We start from the raw sequence: 19,950 nt of genomic DNA, 5'->3' as shown, positions 1-19,950 counted from the left end.
CTGCCTTGACGTCCCACCCGCCCTGCGCAATATTCATCGCATGATGAATTATTCGCGGAACGAACCCCCCCCCCAAACCCCCCCCCCCCGCCGATCACCGCCCTCGCAACGGAAGCGCACACACCCGGAACCCCCACCTGCGATCACCCCACCGAGCGCGCCGACGCCCCCCTCGCTCCCGCCGCGCCCCCACGCACCGAAGCCGAGCCGCCCCCTGCCTTGACGTCCCACCCGCCCTGCGCAATATTCATCGCATGATGAATTATTCGCGGAACGAACCCCCACCCCAACCCGCCACCCCCGTCGGCTCCGCTCCCCTCCCCGCCATCCAGGCGCAGGCACTCACCGTCGCCCGCGGCCCGCGCACCGTGCTCCACGCCCTCGACTTCGCCGTCCCCCAAGGCCAGATCACCGGCCTCCTCGGCCCCTCCGGCTGCGGAAAATCCACCCTGATGCGAGCGATCGTCGGAACCCAGGCCAAGGTCACCGGCACCCTGAACGTCCTCGGCCACCCCGCAGGCGATGCCACCCTCCGCTCCCGCATCGGCTACGTCACCCAGGCCCCCTCCGTGTACGACGACCTGACGGTCAGCCAGAACCTCGCCTACTTCGCCGCGATCCTCGACCCCGGTCGTGCCGCCGCCGACCGCCGTCACGAGAACGTCACCCGGGCCATCGCCGACGTCGACCTCACCACCCACGCCGACGCCCTCGCCGGCAACCTCTCCGGCGGCCAACGCAGCCGCGTCTCCCTGGCCGTGGCCCTTCTCGGCGCCCCCGAACTCCTGGTTCTCGACGAACCCACCGTCGGCCTGGACCCCGTCCTGCGCCGCGAACTCTGGACCCTCTTCCACACCATCGCCGCCGAACGCCGGGCCACCCTCCTGATCTCCTCGCACGTCATGGACGAGGCCGAGCGCTGCCACCGCCTCCTCCTCATGCGCGAGGGCGAGATCCTCGCCGACGACACCCCCGAGGCCCTACGCACCCGCACCCAGGCGGAAACAGTCGAAGCGGCCTTCCTCCGGCTGGTCGACGAGGCCACAGCGACCACACCCACACCCACACCCACACCCACGGCCGCGACCCGGACCGACGCACACCACAAGGAGCCGGCGCGATGACCACGACGACGAACACCGACGCGAAGAAGACGAAGAAGACGGAGAAAGGGAAGACGGAGAAGGAGACCGCCTCCACGGCCCCCGAGGCCCTGCGCCCCAAGGCGCTCAGCTACTCCCGTACGACCGCCACAGCCGCCCGAGTCCTCCGGCAACTCGGCCACGACCCCCGTACGATCGCGCTGCTGATCCTCATCCCGTGCGTGATGCTGTTCCTGCTGCGCTACGTCTTCGACGGCAACCCACGCGTCTTCGACTCCATCGGCGCCTCACTCCTCGGCATCTTCCCGCTGATCACGATGTTCCTGGTGACCTCGATCGCGACCCTGCGCGAACGCACCTCGGGCACCCTGGAACGCCTCCTGTCCATGCCCCTGGGCAAGGGAGACCTCATCGCCGGCTACGCCCTGGCCTTCGGCACCCTGGCGATCATCCAGTCCGCCCTCGCCACGGGTCTGGCCGTCTGGTTCCTCGACCTGGACGTCACCGGCTCCCCCTGGCTCCTCCTGGTCGTCGCCCTCCTCGACGCCCTCCTGGGAACCGCCCTCGGCCTCTTCGTCTCGGCCTTCGCCTCGTCCGAGTACCAGGCCGTCCAGTTCATGCCGGCCGTGATCTTCCCCCAGCTCCTCCTCTGCGGCCTGTTCACCCCCCGCCCCGACATGCACCCCGCCCTGGAAGCCATCTCCAACGTCCTCCCCATGTCCTACGCCGTCGACGGCATGAACGAAGTTCTCCTCCACACCGACATGACCGCCACGTTCGTACGCGACATCGCGATCGTCGCCGGCTGCGCCCTGCTGGTCCTCACCCTCGGAGCGGCCACCTTGAAGCGCCGGACGGCCTGACGCCCACCCACCACCTCGTCCACCTGACATCCCGCCCACCGGACAGCGCAGCCGAACCGTCACCCCCGGTGCGAGGATGGCCCCAGGACGACGCACCCCCGGAGGGCACCCGCACCATGAGCCAGAAAGTCGCAGTCCTCGGCACCGGAAAGATCGGCGAGGCCCTGCTCAGCGGCATGATCCGGGCCGGCTGGGCGCCCGCGGACCTCCTGGTCACGGCCCGCCGCCCCGAACGGGCCGAAGAGCTCCGCACCCGCTACGGCGTCACCCCGGTCACCAACGCCGAGGCCGCGAAGACCGCCGACACGCTCATCCTCACGGTCAAGCCTCAGGACATGGCCACCCTCCTCGATGAACTCGCCCCGCACACCCCCGCCGACCGCCTGGTCGTCAGCGGCGCGGCGGGCATCCCCACCTCCTTCTTCGAGGAGCGCCTGGCCGCAGGCACCCCCGTCGTCCGTGTCATGACGAACACCCCCGCCCTGGTCGACGAGGCCATGTCCGTCATCTCCGCCGGCAGCCACGCGAGCGAGGCCGATCTCGCGCACGCCGAAGAGATCTTCGGCGCCGTCGGCAAGACACTTCGCGTCCCCGAGTCCCAGCAGGACGCCTGCACGGCCCTCTCCGGCTCCGGCCCGGCGTACTTCTTCTACCTGGTCGAAGCCATGACCGACGCCGGCATCCTCCTCGGCCTGCCCCGGGACAAGGCCCACGACCTGATCGTCCAGTCCGCCATCGGCGCGGCCACGATGCTCCGCGACAGCGGCGAACACCCCGTCAAGCTCCGCGAGAACGTCACCTCTCCCGCCGGCACGACGATCAGTGCCATCCGCGAACTCGAGAACCACGGAGTACGCGCCGCACTGATCGCCGCACTGGAGGCCGCCCGCGACCGCAGCCGCCAACTGGCCTCCGGCAACAACAGCTGACGGCGCCCGCGGTCAGCCGGCCAGCAGACCGATCGCCCGATACGCCTCATCCACCCTCGGGCGAGCCATCCCTCTGGCCTTCTCCGCACCCAACCGCAGCACCCCCTCGACATACGCAGGATCCGCGCACAACTCCTTGTGCCTCTCCTGTACGGGCCTGAGGAGCTCGACCACGGCCTCTGCGGTGTCCTTCTTCAGTGCTCCGTACGATTCATATACACCGCTCAGGTCCTCGGGGTTCCCACCCTCACAGGCAGCGAGGATCTCCAGCAGATTCGCGAGCCCCGGCCGCTCCTCACGGTCGTAGACGACGTCACGTCCGCTGTCGGTCACGGCCCGCATGACCTTCTTCCGCACCACGTCCGGCTCGTCCAGCAGATAGACGATCCCCGGCCCGACGTCGTCGGTCTTCCCCATCTTCGACGTCGGGTCCTGCAGATTCATCACCCGGGCCCCGACCTTCGCAGGAGTGGCCCGCGGCACCACGAAGGTCTGCCCGTACCGCTGGTTGAACCGCACCGCCAGATCCCGTGTCAGCTCCACATGCTGCGTCTGGTCATCGCCCACGGGCACCTCGTCGGTCCCGTAGGCCAGGATGTCCGCCGCCATCAACACGGGATACGTCAGCAGCGACAGCCGGACACTCCCGCCGCGCTCCCGCTCCCGCGCCGCTTTCTCCCTGTACTGGATCATCCGCCGCATCTCGCCGTCCGTGGCCACGCACTCCAGCAGATACGACAACCGCGCGTGCTCATCCACATGACTCTGCACGAAGACGGTGCACAGCTCCGGATCCAGCCCCGACGCCAGCAACAGGCTCGCCGCCTGCCGACTCAGCCTGCGCACCCGCGCCGGATCGTGGTCCACGGTCAGCGCGTGCAGATCCACGACGCAGAACAACGCGTCCGTCCGGTGCTGATCGACCTCGGCCCACCGCCGTACGGCTCCCAGGTAGTTCCCCAGAGTCAGATGCCCCGTCGGCTTGACCCCGCTGAAGACCCGTGTCATCTCTCCACCTCCTGATCGGGACCGCCGCCACCGGCCGGCCGTCCCTCAGGAGGGAGATACGAAAGCGGCCGCCAGGGGCGGCGGCCGTCGAGTACATACGTGAGTACGGCCGCCTTCAGGCGGCCCACCACTGCTGGTGACACGTACGCGTAGTCATGGACGCCAGGCTACGCCCGCAGGGGACCGCACGACAGCGAGTTGACACACCCCGAGCCGGTACGTAGTGTTCTCCGGGTTGTCCGACGTGAGCGCCGACCTCGGTCGGTCCCCGGACAGCCATTCGCAGGTAACCACCAACAACCGACGACCCGTCGTCGTGTCATTGGCGCGCGTATTTGCGAATGAGGAATCCGCGTTCGAAAGGACGGAGCCCCCGATTAGCTCGGGAGCCGGGAATCCGCTAAAGTCTCACTCGTCGGAACGGCCCAACAGCCGCGAAGACAACGCCCGCTGACTGGGAATCAGGCCCGAAAGGATCTGATAGAGTCGGAACCGCCGGAAAGGGAAACGCGAAAGCGGAAACCTGGAAAGCACCGAGGAAATCGGATCGGAAAACGATCTGATAGAGTCGGAAACGCAAGACCGAAGGGAAACTGCCCGGAGGAAAGCCCGAGAGTAGCTTGGGTGAGTACAAAGGAAGCGTCCGTTCCTTGAGAACTCAACAGCGTGCCAAAAATCAACGCCAGATATGTTGATACCCCGTCCGCCGAAACTTTTCGGTGGTCGAGGTTCCTTTGAAGTAAAACACAGCGAGGACGTTGTGAACGGTCGGGCTTATTCCGCCTGACTGTTCCGCTCTCGTGGTGTCGACCCGATTACGGGTAAACATTCACGGAGAGTTTGATCCTGGCTCAGGACGAACGCTGGCGGCGTGCTTAACACATGCAAGTCGAACGATGAACCACTTCGGTGGGGATTAGTGGCGAACGGGTGAGTAACACGTGGGCAATCTGCCCTTCACTCTGGGACAAGCCCTGGAAACGGGGTCTAATACCGGATACAACACTCTCGGGCATCCGATGAGTGTGGAAAGCTCCGGCGGTGAAGGATGAGCCCGCGGCCTATCAGCTTGTTGGTGAGGTAACGGCTCACCAAGGCGACGACGGGTAGCCGGCCTGAGAGGGCGACCGGCCACACTGGGACTGAGACACGGCCCAGACTCCTACGGGAGGCAGCAGTGGGGAATATTGCACAATGGGCGAAAGCCTGATGCAGCGACGCCGCGTGAGGGATGACGGCCTTCGGGTTGTAAACCTCTTTCAGCAGGGAAGAAGCGAAAGTGACGGTACCTGCAGAAGAAGCGCCGGCTAACTACGTGCCAGCAGCCGCGGTAATACGTAGGGCGCGAGCGTTGTCCGGAATTATTGGGCGTAAAGAGCTCGTAGGCGGTCTGTCGCGTCGGATGTGAAAGCCCGGGGCTTAACCCCGGGTCTGCATTCGATACGGGCAGACTAGAGTGTGGTAGGGGAGATCGGAATTCCTGGTGTAGCGGTGAAATGCGCAGATATCAGGAGGAACACCGGTGGCGAAGGCGGATCTCTGGGCCATTACTGACGCTGAGGAGCGAAAGCGTGGGGAGCGAACAGGATTAGATACCCTGGTAGTCCACGCCGTAAACGGTGGGAACTAGGTGTTGGCGACATTCCACGTCGTCGGTGCCGCAGCTAACGCATTAAGTTCCCCGCCTGGGGAGTACGGCCGCAAGGCTAAAACTCAAAGGAATTGACGGGGGCCCGCACAAGCAGCGGAGCATGTGGCTTAATTCGACGCAACGCGAAGAACCTTACCAAGGCTTGACATACACCGGAAACGGCCAGAGATGGTCGCCCCCTTGTGGTCGGTGTACAGGTGGTGCATGGCTGTCGTCAGCTCGTGTCGTGAGATGTTGGGTTAAGTCCCGCAACGAGCGCAACCCTTGTTCTGTGTTGCCAGCATGCCCTTCGGGGTGATGGGGACTCACAGGAGACTGCCGGGGTCAACTCGGAGGAAGGTGGGGACGACGTCAAGTCATCATGCCCCTTATGTCTTGGGCTGCACACGTGCTACAATGGCAGGTACAATGAGCTGCGAAGCCGTGAGGCGGAGCGAATCTCAAAAAGCCTGTCTCAGTTCGGATTGGGGTCTGCAACTCGACCCCATGAAGTCGGAGTTGCTAGTAATCGCAGATCAGCATTGCTGCGGTGAATACGTTCCCGGGCCTTGTACACACCGCCCGTCACGTCACGAAAGTCGGTAACACCCGAAGCCGGTGGCCCAACCCGTAAGGGAGGGAGCTGTCGAAGGTGGGACTGGCGATTGGGACGAAGTCGTAACAAGGTAGCCGTACCGGAAGGTGCGGCTGGATCACCTCCTTTCTAAGGAGCACTTCTACCGAACTCTTCGGGGTGAGGTCAGAGGCCAGATCATCAGCGAACGTCTGATGCTGGTTCGCTCAGGGTGGAACGTTGATTATTCGGCCGGTTCACGGGCCGGAGGCTGTGAGTACTGCTCGTAAGAGTGTGGAAAGCATGATCTCTGGACGGGGACGGGTCGGGCACGCTGTTGGGTGTCTGAGGGTATGGCCGTATGGCTGCCTTCAGTGCCGGCCCCAGTGCACTCGAACTTCTGGTTTCGGGGTGATGGGTGGTTGGTCGTTGTTTGAGAACTGCACAGTGGACGCGAGCATCTGTGGCCAAGTTTTTAAGGGCGCACGGTGGATGCCTTGGCACCAGGAACCGATGAAGGACGTGGGAGGCCACGATAGGCCCCGGGGAGTCGTCAACCAGGCTTTGATCCGGGGGTGTCCGAATGGGGAAACCCGGCAGTCGTCATGGGCTGTCACCCTTGCCTGAACACATAGGGCAAGTGGAGGGAACGCGGGGAAGTGAAACATCTCAGTACCCGCAGGAAGAGAAAACAACCGTGATTCCGGGAGTAGTGGCGAGCGAAACCGGATGAGGCCAAACCGTATACGTGTGAGACCCGGCAGGGGTTGCGTGTACGGGGTTGTGGGATCTCTCTTTCACAGTCTGCCGGCTGTGAGACGAGTCAGAAACCGTACAGGTAGGCGAAGGACATGCGAAAGGTCCGGCGTAGAGGGTAAGACCCCCGTAGCTGAAATTTGTACGGCTCGTTTGAGAGACACCCAAGTAGCACGGGGCCCGAGAAATCCCGTGTGAATCTGGCGGGACCACCCGTTAAGCCTAAATATTCCCTGGTGACCGATAGCGGATAGTACCGTGAGGGAATGGTGAAAAGTACCGCGGGAGCGGAGTGAAATAGTACCTGAAACCGTGTGCCTACAAGCCGTGGGAGCGTCGCGCATCGAGCTTGCTCGGTGCGTCGTGACTGCGTGCCTTTTGAAGAATGAGCCTGCGAGTTTGCGGTGTGTTGCGAGGTTAACCCGAGTGGGGTAGCCGTAGCGAAAGCGAGTCCGAACAGGGCGATTCAGTAGCACGCTCAAGACCCGAAGCGGAGTGATCTAGCCATGGGCAGGTTGAAGCGGAGGTAAGACTTCGTGGAGGACCGAACCCACCAGGGTTGAAAACCTGGGGGATGACCTGTGGTTAGGGGTGAAAGGCCAATCAAACTCCGTGATAGCTGGTTCTCCCCGAAATGCATTTAGGTGCAGCGTCGTGTGTTTCTTGCCGGAGGTAGAGCACTGGATAGGCGATGGGCCCTACCGGGTTACTGACCTTAGCCAAACTCCGAATGCCGGTAAGTGAGAGCGCGGCAGTGAGACTGTGGGGGATAAGCTCCATGGTCGAGAGGGAAACAGCCCAGAGCATCGACTAAGGCCCCTAAGCGTACGCTAAGTGGGAAAGGATGTGGAGTCGCACAGACAACCAGGAGGTTGGCTTAGAAGCAGCCACCCTTGAAAGAGTGCGTAATAGCTCACTGGTCTAGTGATTCCGCGCCGACAATGTAGCGGGGCTCAAGCGTACCGCCGAAGTCGTGTCATTTCAGCATATAGGGCCAACGCCTGCTGGGATGGGTAGGGGAGCGTCGTGTGCCGGGTGAAGCAGCCGCGGAAGCGAGTTGTGGACGGTTCACGAGTGAGAATGCAGGCATGAGTAGCGATACAAACGTGAGAAACGTTTGCGCCGATTGACTAAGGGTTCCTGGGTCAAGCTGATCTGCCCAGGGTAAGTCGGGACCTAAGGCGAGGCCGACAGGCGTAGTCGATGGATAACCGGTTGATATTCCGGTACCCGCTGTGAAGCGTCAAACATTGAACCAGGCGATGCTAAGTCCGTGAAGCCGTTCCGGACCCTTCGGGGAAAGGAAAGTGGTGGAGCCGACGGACCAGACTTGCAGTAGGTGAGTGATGGGGTGACGCAGGAAGGTAGTCCATCCCGGGCGGTGGTAGTCCCGGGGTAAGGGTGTAGGCCGTGCGATAGGTAAATCCGTCGTACTTGTGGCTGAGACCTGATGCCGAGCCGATTGTGGTGAAGTGGATGATCCTATGCTGTCGAGAAAAGCCTCTAGCGAGTTTCATGGCGGCCCGTACCCTAAACCGACTCAGGTGGTCAGGTAGAGAATACCGAGGCGTTCGGGTGAACTATGGTTAAGGAACTCGGCAAAATGCCCCCGTAACTTCGGGAGAAGGGGGGCCATCACTGGTGAGGGAACTTGCTTCCTGAGCTGGGGGTGGCCGCAGAGACCAGCGAGAAGCGACTGTTTACTAAAAACACAGGTCCGTGCGAAGCCGTAAGGCGATGTATACGGACTGACGCCTGCCCGGTGCTGGAACGTTAAGGGGACCGGTTAGTCACATTTCGGTGTGGCGAAGCTGAGAACTTAAGCGCCAGTAAACGGCGGTGGTAACTATAACCATCCTAAGGTAGCGAAATTCCTTGTCGGGTAAGTTCCGACCTGCACGAATGGCGTAACGACTTCTCGACTGTCTCAACCATAGGCCCGGTGAAATTGCACTACGAGTAAAGATGCTCGTTTCGCGCAGCAGGACGGAAAGACCCCGGGACCTTTACTACAGTTTGATATTGGTGTTCGGTTCGGCTTGTGTAGGATAGCTGGGAGACTTTGAAGCGGCCACGCCAGTGGTTGTGGAGTCGTCGTTGAAATACCAGTCTGGTCGTGCTGGATGTCTAACCTGGGTCCGTGATCCGGATCAGGGACAGTGTCTGATGGGTAGTTTAACTGGGGCGGTTGCCTCCTAAAGAGTAACGGAGGCGCCCAAAGGTTCCCTCAGCCTGGTTGGCAATCAGGTGTTGAGTGTAAGTGCACAAGGGAGCTTGACTGTGAGACCGACGGGTCGAGCAGGGACGAAAGTCGGGACTAGTGATCCGGCGGTGGCTTGTGGAAGCGCCGTCGCTCAACGGATAAAAGGTACCCCGGGGATAACAGGCTGATCTTCCCCAAGAGTCCATATCGACGGGATGGTTTGGCACCTCGATGTCGGCTCGTCGCATCCTGGGGCTGGAGTCGGTCCCAAGGGTTGGGCTGTTCGCCCATTAAAGCGGTACGCGAGCTGGGTTTAGAACGTCGTGAGACAGTTCGGTCCCTATCCGCTGCGCGCGCAGGAATATTGAGAAGGGCTGTCCCTAGTACGAGAGGACCGGGACGGACGAACCTCTGGTGTGCCAGTTGTCCTGCCAAGGGCATGGCTGGTTGGCTACGTTCGGGAGGGATAACCGCTGAAAGCATCTAAGCGGGAAGCCTGCTTCGAGATGAGTATTCCCACCCACTTGATGGGGTAAGGCTCCCAGTAGACGACTGGGTTGATAGGCCAGATATGGAAGCCTGGTAACGGGTGGAGTTGACTGGTACTAATAGGCCGAGGGCTTGTCCTCAGTTGCTCGCGTCCACTGTGTCGGTTCTGAAACCACGAACAACCCCATTCCCTTGTTTGGTCACGGGGGATGGTGCGGTTGAGTGTTTCATAGTGTTTCGGTGGTCATAGCGTGAGGGAAACGCCCGGTTACATTCCGAACCCGGAAGCTAAGCCTTACAGCGCCGATGGTACTGCAGGGGGGACCCTGTGGGAGAGTAGGACGCCGCCGAACAAATATTGCGAAAAGCCCCGCCGGGAAACCGGCGGGGCTTTTCTGCGTTTAGGGTCGAGCCATGCGCTATGACCTCGTGATCTTCGACAATGACGGTGTTCTCGTCGACAGTGAGCCGATCTCCAACCGGCTCCTCGCCGAGTACCTCACCGAACTCGGGCACCCGACCTCGTACGAGGAGTCCATCCGGGACTATATGGGGTCGGCCATGCACCGGATTCACGAGCTCGTTCTGGCGCGGACCGGGACAACGCTGCCGGGGGACTTCGACGACGTCTTCCATCAGCGGGTGTTCGCCGCGTTCGAGCGGGAGTTGGAGCCCGTGCCGGGTGTGGTGTCGGTGCTGGAGAAGCTGGTCGCGGACGAGGTGCCGTACTGCGTCGCGTCGTCCGGGAGTCATGAGCGGATCCGGGTGGGGCATCGGACGACCGGGCTCGACCGGTGGTTCCGGGAAGGGCTCGTGTTCAGTTCACAGGACGTGGGGCGGGGGAAGCCGGCGCCGGACCTCTTCCTGCACGCGGCCGAGCGGATGGGCGTCGCACCGGAGCGGTGTGCCGTCGTCGAGGACAGCCCTCTCGGGGTGCGGGCGGGGCTCGCGGCCGGGATGGATGTGTACGGGTATGCGGCGATGACGCCCGTCGGCAAGCTGGCCGGAGCCAGGGGGTACTTCTCGGACATGAGAGAGCTGCTCGACCTACTGAGTTGAGCAGTATTCAACTTCCTCTACCCATGAGTAGGTCGTGCCCCCTACTGTGCCGCCATGACAGATGTGCTGCGGCGCGGTAGGGCCGCGTTGGCGTTCAGCTTCTTCGCTCAGGGTGTCGCCTTCGCGCTGCTCGTGACGCGAATTCCGGCCATTCAGGACCGGTACGGGGTTTCCGACGCGCTCTTGCCCCTGTTCCTCGCAGCCGTGCCCATCCTCGCGGGGGTCGGCAGTGTCTGCACCGAGCACCTCGTGAAGAAGGTGCCGCCGAGCCGGGTGCTGCGGTGGTCCCAGCCCGTCGTGCTCCTGGCGCTGCTCGGCGTGGGTGCTGGCGAGCAACTGGTCGTCCTCGGTGCCTCGCTGGCGGCCTTCGGGCTGGCGGTCGGGGCGCTCGACGCGTCCATGAACATGCTCGGGGTGAGCCTGCAACGGTCGTACGGGCGGAGCATCATGCTCGGCTTCCACGCCGTGTACAGCCTGGGTGGGATAGCAGGGGCCTCGCTTGCGTGGGTGGGGGCGCACTGGGATGTGCCGCTGCTTCCGCTGTATCTGCCCGTGGTGATCGCGCTGTTGCCGGCCACCCTGGCGGCGAGCCGGTGGTACGTCGACGGGGGTGGCCCCGAGGACAAGGCCCCGACAACCAGTGAGGCGGGCGGGAACGTCGCCTTCAAGATGCTGCTGCCGCTCTGCCTGGTGATGTGCTTCGCGTACATCGGGGACTCGACCGTCTCCAACTGGAGTGCGAAGTACCTGCAGGACGTGCTCGGGAGTTCCGACCAGATGTCGACCGTTCCGTACAACGTCTATATGGTCACCACGCTGATCGGGCGGTCGATCGGGGACCTGGGGGTGCGGAAGTTCGGGGCCGTTGCCGTCGTACGCGTCGGGGCGGTGGTGGCCGCCGTCGGATTCGCCGTGGTGGCGGGCGCGCCAGGGGCCTGGGTGGGCATGCTCGGGTTCACGTTGCTGGGCCTCGGGCTGTGTGTGCTGGTGCCGCAGACGTTCGCGGCGGCCGGCAGGCTGTTCCCCGGAGCTTCGGATGCGGCCGTTGCCCGGCTGAACATCTTCAACTATGTCGGGTTCTTGATCGGTTCTCCGTTGGTGGGGGCTCTGGGAGACCTCTGGAGCTACCGCGGGGCGATGCTCGTACCGATGGTTCTGGTGCTGGTCACGTTGGTGTACGCCCGGTCGTTCGAGACTGAACCGGACCGATACGGTGGCAAGCATGAGCGGCCGCGCACAGCTGATGTGGGACGAGGCAGTAACGGGCTATGACTTCGGGCCGGACCATCCGATGGATCCGGTCCGGCTGGAGTTGACCCGGAGTCTCGTGAGTGCCTTCGGGCTAGACCGGGAGATGGACGTCGTCTCGGCGAAGCCGGCGGGGGAGTCGACCCTGCGGCTCGTGCATCGCGAGGACTATGTGGCGGCGGTCAAGGCCGCGTCCGCCGACCCCCGGGGCGCGGACGGGGCGTACGGGCTGGGGACCGTGGACGATCCTGCCTTCGCAGGGATGCACGAGGTGTCCGCGCTCATCGCGGGACAGTCGGTGGGGGCGGCGGAGGCCGTGTGGCGCGGGGACGTGCTGCACGCGGTGAACTTCGCGGGCGGTCTGCACCATGCGATGCCGGGGGGTGCGTCGGGGTTCTGCATCTACAACGACGCGTCGATCGCCATCGCCCGGCTGCTGGAGCTGGGCGCCGAGCGGGTCGTGTACGTGGACGTCGACGTGCATCACGGGGACGGGGTACAGGCGGCGTTCTGGGAGGATCCGCGGGTTCTGACGATCTCGCTGCACGAGCACCCTCGGACCTTGTTCCCGCAGACCGGGTGGCCGGAGGAGACGGGCGCCTCGCCGAGTGCGGAGGGGTCGGCCGTGAACGTGGCGCTGCCGGCGGGCACCGGGGACGCGGGGTGGGTGCGGGCGTTCCACGCGGTGGTGCCGGAGCTGATCGCCGACTTCCGGCCGCAGGTGCTGGTGACCCAGCACGGGGCCGATACGCACTTCGAGGATCCGCTGGCGCACCTGGCGGTGTCGTTGGACGCGCAGCGGGCGTTGCAGGTGGCCCTGCACGAGCTGGCCCATGAGTACGCCGACGGGCGGTGGGTCGCGCTCGGCGGGGGCGGATACGCGGTGGTGGATGTGGTGCCGCGGTCGTGGACGCATCTGGTGGCGATCGCGGCGGGGCGGGAGATCGCGCCGGAGAGTGTGATTCCCGAGGAGTGGCGCCAGCAGGTGTTCGCTCGTACGCGGCAGTTGGCGCCGGCGCGGATGACTGATGGGCGGTGGCCCGTGGCCTGGGCGGACTGGGAGGCGGGGTACGACCCCGCGGATCGGTTGGACCAGGCGGTGCTCGCTGCGCGGAAGGCCGTGTTTCCGTTGCGGGGGTTGTTGCCGTAGGGGTTCTCTCGCCCCCGCCGCCCCTACCCGTCCCTTCCCCCACTCTCGGCTCCGCTCGAGCGGGAGGTACCCCCATCCAGGGGCTGCGCGACCCTTCTACCCCCGTCAAGGATTCGGGGCTCCGCCCCGGACCCCGTTCGCGCAGTTCTCCGCGCCCCTGGAAGGAAGGGCGTGCTAGGCCAACTGTGTGGTTGGTGGCGGGTTTTCGGGTTCGGGGGCCGGGGGTGCGTCAGCATCGGAGGCGTGGTGAGTGGTGCGGCGTTGCGGGAGCACCTGGTGGCTTCCGGGCTGGCCGGGCGGGTCGGTACCTCTCGGGAAGCGAGTCTGCGGAGTTATCGGTTGTTCGCTGCCCGGGACCCTCGGTTTCTGATCGGTCTTGATCCTGAACTGTCCTGGCGGCAGCGGGATGTGCTCGATTTGATGGCGGAGAAATGTGGGGTTTCGGCCGACCCGGCCTGCACATCAGGGCAGGATGTGATTGATCCGGAGCGCACGATGGGGGCGCTGGACCGCTTCGCGGAACGCGTCGCGGCGGTCGCTCGGAGTGGTGGAGCGGTGCTTTTCGGGACGGGGCATCCGCATCGGCTGATCGGCTTCTACGGCACATTGGCGGACGCTTTGTCGGCGTCGGGATGTGAGGTTCTCACCTCTGCGACGGGTAGACGTGTCGACATAACGACCCGGTTCGGTCTACGCACGCACAACCTCGACTACGTACGGGGCGTCGCTGTCGTCCGCGAGGCGACCGCCTTGCGCTCCGGTTGTGCGACCGGCGTGCACACCCATTCGCCGCTCCCGGTTCGGACGGTTCTGGCGGCCGTGGCGGAGGCCGGCGGGCCGCTCCCGGAACTCGTGGTGGGAGACCACGGATGGGTCTGCGGGGCAGGTCAGCTGGGGTTCGAGGCGATCGGTCTTGCCGATACGGACGATCCGGCACTCTTCGTGGGGGAGGCGGAGGGGCGCGTGTCCGTCGCCGTTCCACTTGATGACGGTGTGCGGTCTGATTACTACCGACCGCTGACCCGCTACGTACTCAATCGGGCGTGTCTGTCACAGTAGGGCGCCGATGGCATCCCCTCTTCCCCACTCGCATCACCCGCCCCTACATTGGGGAGTGAGCACGCAACGACGAAGAGTCACCGGAAGGGGAAGCCGGTGACCGTCGAGTGCGGAAGGTTCAGGTGTGTCATGGCTGCAGCTGGCGAGAGGCCTCTGAACGAGGTTCAGTTCCTGACCGTGGCGGAAGTCGCCTCGGTGATGCGAGTGTCCAAGATGACCGTGTACCGCTTGGTGCACAGCGGTCATCTGCCGGCGATCCGGGTGGGTAGGTCCTTCCGGGTGCCGGAGCAAGCGGTACACGAGTACCTCCGCGAGAGCTATGTGGGGGTGGAGACGGCCTGACGGCCAACGGGGCCGAGGGGCTCCCGGAGGCCCTGCGGGACTTCCGGGAGCCCCCCGCTCCCCCTCGATTACGACCTCAGCGCTCGGACCGGTAGGCTAGCCCCTCGTAGGTCGTATGGGCCCATGGCGCCCAAACGCCGAGTGATGAGAAGTGAGCGAGGGTAGTCGTGGGCTCTGTTATCAAGAAGCGGCGCAAGCGGATGGCTAAGAAGAAGCACCGCAAGCTGCTCAAGCGCACCCGCGTTCAGCGTCGCAACAAGAAGTAAGGCGGTCCGGCCCCGAAACGGGGTCCTGGCCGGCCCCCCTCGCGTAAGGGGGCCGCATGCCTTGCTTTTTTGCGCGAGCGCTGTTGAGAGCGCGTTGCTGCGACCCCCCACCGAAAACGGTGGGGGGTCGCAGTGTTTTCACCGGCCGTTGTTTTTGCCGGTCATTGACGGGGTCGCGGTCACCACAGCGCAACATCGACCCGCTAACGTGGCCGCACACGGGGAACGCGGCAGAGTACGAGCAGAGTTACGCCTCTGTGAGCCGATATCGGGAAGGAAGGCGCTGATCTTGGGCAAGGTCGTGCTCGTCACCGGGGTGGCCCGTCAGCTGGGGGGCCGTTTCGTGCGGCGGATCCAGCGTGACCCGCAGGTCGACCGGGTCATCGCGGTCGACGCCGTCCCGCCGGGGCATCATCTGGGCGGTGCGGACTTCGTCCAGGCCGACATCCGGCAGCCGGCCATAGCCCGTCTGCTGGCCGAGCACAACGTGGACACCGTGGTGCACATGGACGTCACGGGCACCCCGCTGGGCAGTGGCGGCCGGGCCACGCTCAAGGAGACCAACGTCATCGGCACCATGCAGCTGCTCGGTGCCTGCCAGAAGTCCCCGCTGGTCAAGCGACTGGTCGTGAAGTCCAGCACGAACGTGTACGGGTCCGCGTCGCGCGACCCGGCCGTGTTCACCGAGACCACCCCGCCCAAGTCGCTCCCCAGCGGCGGCTTCGCCAAGGACACCGTCGAGGTCGAGGGATACGTACGCGGCTTCGCCCGCCGGCGGCCCGATGTGGCCGTGTGCGTGCTGCGGTTCGCGAACATCCTCGGGCCGAGCGCCGACTCGCCGCTCGCCTCGTACTTCTCGCTGCCGGTGCTGCCGACCGTGCTGGGCTACGACCCGCGGCTGCAGTTCGTGCACGAGGACGACGTCATCGAGGTGCTGCGGATCGCCTCGCACGAGCCGGAGCGGGGCACGCTCAACAGCGGCACGTTCAACATCGCGGGTGACGGGGTCCTGCTGCTCTCGCAGTGCGCGCGGCGCCTCGGCCGGCCGACGGTGCCGCTGCTGATGCCGGCGGTCAGCTGGGTCGGCTCGATGGTCCGCACACTGGGCTTCACCGACTTCTCGCCGGAGCAGCTGCGGCTGCTGACCCACGGCCGGATCGTGTCGACGAACCAGATGCGCGAGACGCTGGGCTACCGGGCCAGGTACACGACCGCGGAGACCTTCGCGGACTTCGCGCGCAGCAGGGGCCCCGGGCTCCTGCCCCCCGAGGCCCTCGCTGGGGCCATCGACCGGATCGCCGCCCTGCCCGTGCCCGTACTGGGCGGCGGCCACCCCCCGACGCAGAGCGCCAACTGAGGAGCGCATCAACGATGGCGGATGCCAAGGTCATTCCGTTCGACGACGACCGGACGCGCGGCGGCGCCGTGCAGCGCCCGCCGCGCCGCCGGTCTGCGGGGAGCCGGCGCACGGGCGAGAGCGCGGTCGTACGAGACGTTCGTGAATCCGGCGAGGTCCAGGCCCTCCCCGGACGGCCGACCAGCACCGATGATGTCCCTGTGACACAGGAGAAGCCGGAGCCGCCGCAGGAGGCCGCAGAGGCAGAGGACAGCGGCGGCCTGGAGCGCCGGATCGCGGGCGGTCTCGCGTTCCTGCGCAAGCGGCTCACCGGTGACTACGAGGTCGACGACTTCGGCTACGACGCCGAACTCACCGACCAGGTACTGATGTCCCTGCTGCGGCCGGTGTACGAGAAGTACTTCCGGGTCGAGGTGAAGGGCATCGAGAACATCCCGACGGACGGTGGCGCCCTGATCGTCGCCAACCATTCCGGGACGCTGCCGCTGGACGGCCTGATGATGCAGGTCGCCGTCCACGACAACCATCCCGCCGGGCGGCATCTGCGGCTGCTCGCGGCGGACCTGGTCTTCATGCTGCCGGTGGTCAACGAGCTGGCCCGCAAGCTCGGCCACACCCTCGCGTGCGCGGAGGACGCCTCACGGCTGCTGCAGCAGGGCGAGCTGGTCGGGGTCATGCCGGAGGGCTTCAAGGGCCTCGGCAAGCCCTTCGGGGACCGCTACAAGCTGCAGCGCTTCGGCCGTGGCGGCTTCGTCTCCACCGCCCTGCGCGCCGGTACGCCGATCATTCCGTGCTCGATCGTGGGCGCGGAGGAGATCTACCCGATGATCGGCAACTCCAGGACGCTGGCCCGGCTGCTCGGCTTCCCGTACTTCCCGATCACACCGACGTTCCCGTGGCTCGGCCCGCTGGGCGCGGTGCCGCTGCCGACGAAGTGGACGATCCAGTTCGGCGAGCCGATCCCGACGGACGGCTATCCGCCGGAGGCCGCCGAGGACCCGATGCTGATGTTCAACCTGACCGACCAGGTGCGGGAGCAGATCCAGCACACGCTGTACAAATTGCTGGTGCAGCGGCGGTCGGTGTTCTTCTAGCCGGTCTTCCAAGGAGGATTGCGGCTGTTGCACGGCGGTGGGGGCGCCCTTCTTCGAGAAGGGCGCCCCCACCGCCGTACGGAGCAGGTCCAGCAGGTCTAGTCCGAGTCGTCGCCGTCGATGCCCAGGCCCGGGATGAGGCCCGGGAGGAGGGGCGGGAGGGTGACGTCGGGCTGTTCGGCCGGGGTGGACCTGCCGGCGGACGGCGAGGAACTGCTGGTGTCTTCCTGGGGCGGGTCGAGGAGGCCGCCGGTGGTGCCGCCGACGAGGCCCTCGCCGTCGCTGTCCGAGGTGGACGGCTTGGGTTTGCCGGTGGTGTCCTCGCCGCCGCCGACGGAGCCGCCGGTGGCGCTCGGGGCCGGGCGGCCGGGGTCGGTGGTGCCGGGTGTGCCGGAGTCCGTGGAGCGCTGTCCGCCGTCGCCGCCCTGGGTGGGGGGCTGCGGCAGGAGCGAGGAGTGCGGCGCGACCTCGTCGTCTATGGCGTCGAAGACCGACGAGACCTGCTGACTCACGTCCCCGAGCTGCACGGGCAGCCGGTCGCGGAGCGCGCCCCAGGCCTCGCGGTGGGACCGGGAGAAGGCCGAGAGCGCCCGGATGGGGCCCAGGGACTCCGGATCCCGAGCGAAGGCCTCGTGGAGCAGGCGGTGGCCCTCGGAGGCGTCGTGCCGCATCCCGGTGAGGGCGCGGCGGATCTCGCCGAGGGACTCGTGGTCGAGCTGTCCGCCCCGGCCGCGCTCCATGAGGCGGCGGGCCTCGCTCAGCCGGGTGGACGCCTGGTCCAGATAGAGCCGGCCCCGGTCGTCGCTGTCGTCGGCCAGGGTGAGCTTCACGTCCTCGATGCCGCGTTTGAGGCCGTAGAGCGAGTCACCCGGCAGGGCGTCCGAACTGGCGGCGGCCACACCGCCGAAGGCACTCGCGGCCACCCCGACGCTGAGCCCACCTGCGGCGAGCCCCTTCGTCAGGCGGGACCGTGGGCGCAGCTTGCCCAGCGGACTTGCCCGGTGTGCGCCTCGCGCCTTGCCCGAACGCTGCTTGGGCAAGGCAGGGTCCTCGCGCCCCGGCAGCGTGCCGTCCCGCAGCATGGCTTCCATCGCGGCCACCAACTGGGCGCGATGAACCACCTTGACCTCGGGGTCGAGCACTGGCTTGGGCAGCTCGTCGAGACCGGTGGTGAGGGCCAGCATGCGGCCCTGCTCGGTCTGTCGCGCTGCCGGAGCCGGCGCCGATCCCTCGGGCTGCTCGGCCGCCGTGCCCCGGTCGGACAGCTCCTCCAGGGCCTGGGCGAAGGCGTTCGCCCGCCGGTGCGCCGATACGTTCGCGATCACTGGCGGCACCTCCTCTCGTCATGACGGTCGACTCCCCAGGGGGTCCTGAGGGTTGCACGTCCCCGACCGATCCACACGATCGAGTGATCGGTGTCGGCCAGGCGCGACCACAGGGAGCCTGTATCCCGCACAACGAGCGGCGTGGCACTTGGGTTACGGACGGCGGATGATCGGGCTGGGAAGTCAACGGACATCGACGTAGGGTGAGTTGAGGATCGCGGAGCGTGTCTGATCGGCCCGCTCGGTGCGGTGTCGCTCAGCGGTGGTCGTCCTGGTCGGCGGGGTTCAGCGGGCGTCGTCCGGGAGAAGGCGGGCGAGGGTGCGGACCGCGCGGTACTGGAGGGTCTTGATCGCGCCCTCGTTCTTGCCCATCACGCGGGCGGTCTCGGCTACGGAGAGGCCCTGCAGGAAGCGGAGGGTGACGCACTCCTGCTGCTGGGGGTTGAGGCGGCGTACGGCCTCGAGGAGGGCGGCGTTGGAGAGGGACTCCAGGACGGAGTCCTCCGGGGAACGCGCGACCTCGTTGGCGTCGAGCATCTCGCCGGTGGTGACCTCCAGACGGAAGCGGCTGGACTTGAAGTGGTCGGCCACCAGGTTGCGGGCGATCGTGACCAGCCAGGCGCCGAAGTCGCGGCCCTGCCAGGTGAACGTGCCGATGCGCCGCAGGGCGCGCAGGAACGTCTCGCTGGTGAGGTCCTCGGCGGTCGCCTTGCCGCCGACGCGGTAGTAGATGTAGCGGTAGACGGTGTCGCTGTACTGGTCGTACAGGCGACCGAACGCGTCGGCCTCGCCGGACTGGGCGCGTTCGACGAGGTCCATCATGCGGGCGCTGTCGCTGTCCGCGGCGGGACGGCGGGTGGTCGTGGCGGTGGATCCCGAACGGCCTCGTCTCCCCACCGCCGCGCTGCCGTCGGCCAGTGCGTAGCACGGGCCGACGGGCGCGGCGGAGGTGGCGAGGGCGGGGACGGCGTACGCGGTGGGGACGAAGCCGCGCAACAGTTGGTTGACCGTCGCGCGCAGCGTAGCCAGGCCCGAGGCGTCAACCCCGACGTGTGGGTACACGGGACTCCCAGAGGCAGAGCTTCCATCACGTGCAGTGCGGAACCTTTCACCCGTCGTAGCGACGGAGGGGTACCGGTTTGCGTTTGAGGAGAATAACGCTTCGTGCAGGCACTGCTACACCCAGTTGCTCAAATCATCGATTACGTCGCTTCTGTTACTGATTGACGGCTGCTCAAGTACCGGTCCGTGATCGGTTATTGATCGATTGAGTTCGTGTTCCGTCTGGGTGTGGGGCGTGTTGTGGTCGGGTGCGGATGGCGTGACTGAGGGGGGCGGAGTGGGGGTAGGACGGCTGGAATGCGAGGCTGCGGGGCCGGACGCGCGAACGCCGGAGGGGCTGGTTTCCCAGCCCCTCCGGCGTTCGAAAAACGACAGACAGTTCAGTTCAGCGGCGACGGCGGTGCAGGGCGATCGCGGCCGCCGTGCCGCCGGC

Annotated in this window: 14 protein-coding genes and 3 rRNA genes; 14 read left to right on the top strand and 3 right to left on the bottom strand. The window is 65.8% G+C overall.

All coding sequences use genetic code 11. The annotated features are described in order from the left end of the window. Window positions 1-254 precede the first annotated feature (254 nt). The 3 genes from AWZ10_RS11195 (at window position 255) to proC (ending at window position 2,895) form a co-directional block, all read left to right on the top strand. On the top strand, window positions 255-1,124 hold the full coding sequence (locus AWZ10_RS11195; protein ID WP_205576491.1) for an ABC transporter ATP-binding protein: 870 nt from the start codon (window positions 255-257) through the stop codon (window positions 1,122-1,124). Continuing rightward, window positions 1,121-1,966, top strand: coding sequence for an ABC transporter permease (locus tag AWZ10_RS11190; RefSeq protein WP_244172460.1), 846 nt, complete (start codon window positions 1,121-1,123; stop codon window positions 1,964-1,966). The genes AWZ10_RS11195 and AWZ10_RS11190 overlap by 4 nt, the downstream gene beginning before the upstream one ends. A gap of 116 nt (window positions 1,967-2,082) precedes the next feature. Further along, the gene (gene proC / locus AWZ10_RS11185) at window positions 2,083-2,895 is read left to right on the top strand and encodes a pyrroline-5-carboxylate reductase (protein ID WP_046704897.1); all 813 of its coding nucleotides are present in this window, start codon (window positions 2,083-2,085) and stop codon (window positions 2,893-2,895) included. Window positions 2,896-2,907: 12 nt separating this feature from the next. On the opposite strand, the gene trpS is transcribed toward proC, so the two are convergent. Beyond that, window positions 2,908-3,903 carry a tryptophan--tRNA ligase gene (gene trpS / locus AWZ10_RS11180; RefSeq protein ID WP_060890984.1) on the bottom strand — a complete coding sequence of 332 codons (996 nt, stop codon included), beginning with the start codon at window positions 3,901-3,903 and terminating at the stop codon, window positions 2,908-2,910. A gap of 828 nt (window positions 3,904-4,731) precedes the next feature. On the opposite strand from trpS, the gene AWZ10_RS11175 reads away from it, so the two are divergent. The 11 genes from AWZ10_RS11175 (at window position 4,732) to AWZ10_RS11130 (ending at window position 17,130) form a co-directional block, all read left to right on the top strand. Next, window positions 4,732-6,257, top strand: a 16S ribosomal RNA gene (locus tag AWZ10_RS11175). A 315-nt stretch (window positions 6,258-6,572) separates the two neighbouring features. Beyond that, a 23S ribosomal RNA gene (locus tag AWZ10_RS11170) occupies window positions 6,573-9,695 on the top strand. Window positions 9,696-9,791: 96 nt separating this feature from the next. Then, window positions 9,792-9,908 (top strand): 5S ribosomal RNA (rrf, locus tag AWZ10_RS11165). Together the 16S, 23S and 5S rRNA genes form the textbook arrangement of a ribosomal RNA operon. Window positions 9,909-9,969: 61 nt before the next feature. Then, window positions 9,970-10,614 (top strand): HAD family hydrolase, encoded by a 645-nt coding sequence (locus AWZ10_RS11160; RefSeq protein WP_060890983.1) that lies wholly within the window; start codon window positions 9,970-9,972, stop codon window positions 10,612-10,614. 54 nt (window positions 10,615-10,668) lie between these two features. Beyond that, a complete protein-coding gene (locus AWZ10_RS11155; RefSeq protein WP_046709891.1) occupies window positions 10,669-11,886 on the top strand; it encodes an MFS transporter in 1,218 nt (405 codons plus the stop codon). After that, entirely contained in the window at window positions 11,837-13,012 is a 1,176-nt protein-coding gene (locus AWZ10_RS11150) for an acetoin utilization protein AcuC (protein WP_046709892.1), read from the top strand. Before AWZ10_RS11155 ends, AWZ10_RS11150 begins: the two co-directional genes overlap by 50 nt. A 243-nt stretch (window positions 13,013-13,255) precedes the next feature. Next, on the top strand, window positions 13,256-14,071 hold the full coding sequence (locus tag AWZ10_RS11145; protein WP_046706018.1) for a phosphatase: 816 nt from the start codon (window positions 13,256-13,258) through the stop codon (window positions 14,069-14,071). 129 nt (window positions 14,072-14,200) lie between these two features. Next, window positions 14,201-14,413 carry a helix-turn-helix domain-containing protein gene (locus AWZ10_RS11140; protein WP_004984898.1) on the top strand — a complete coding sequence of 71 codons (213 nt, stop codon included), beginning with the start codon at window positions 14,201-14,203 and terminating at the stop codon, window positions 14,411-14,413. Between the two features lie 167 nt (window positions 14,414-14,580). Continuing rightward, window positions 14,581-14,679: a 30S ribosomal protein bS22 gene (locus AWZ10_RS47515; RefSeq protein WP_003948845.1), complete on the top strand. Its 99-nt coding sequence runs from the start codon at window positions 14,581-14,583 to the stop codon at window positions 14,677-14,679. Window positions 14,680-14,968: 289 nt separating this feature from the next. Beyond that, window positions 14,969-16,036 carry an NAD-dependent epimerase/dehydratase family protein gene (locus AWZ10_RS11135; protein WP_037688742.1) on the top strand — a complete coding sequence of 356 codons (1,068 nt, stop codon included), beginning with the start codon at window positions 14,969-14,971 and terminating at the stop codon, window positions 16,034-16,036. Window positions 16,037-16,050: 14 nt separating this feature from the next. Further along, window positions 16,051-17,130, top strand: a complete 1,080-nt coding sequence (locus AWZ10_RS11130; RefSeq protein ID WP_060890982.1) for a lysophospholipid acyltransferase family protein — start codon at window positions 16,051-16,053, stop codon at window positions 17,128-17,130. Window positions 17,131-17,228: 98 nt separating this feature from the next. On the opposite strand, the gene AWZ10_RS11125 is transcribed toward AWZ10_RS11130, so the two are convergent. Continuing rightward, a complete protein-coding gene (locus AWZ10_RS11125; RefSeq protein WP_046706016.1) occupies window positions 17,229-18,455 on the bottom strand; it encodes a DUF5667 domain-containing protein in 1,227 nt (408 codons plus the stop codon). Between the two features lie 285 nt (window positions 18,456-18,740). Then, window positions 18,741-19,517 (bottom strand): ECF subfamily RNA polymerase sigma factor, BldN family, encoded by a 777-nt coding sequence (locus AWZ10_RS11120; RefSeq protein WP_037688750.1) that lies wholly within the window; start codon window positions 19,515-19,517, stop codon window positions 18,741-18,743. Window positions 19,518-19,950 lie beyond the last annotated feature (433 nt).

This window comes from Streptomyces europaeiscabiei (genome assembly GCF_001550375.1).
Classification (GTDB): domain Bacteria; phylum Actinomycetota; class Actinomycetes; order Streptomycetales; family Streptomycetaceae; genus Streptomyces; species Streptomyces europaeiscabiei.
Note: the sequence above shows the minus strand (reverse complement) of the source record. Positions and strands in the feature narration are given on the sequence as shown.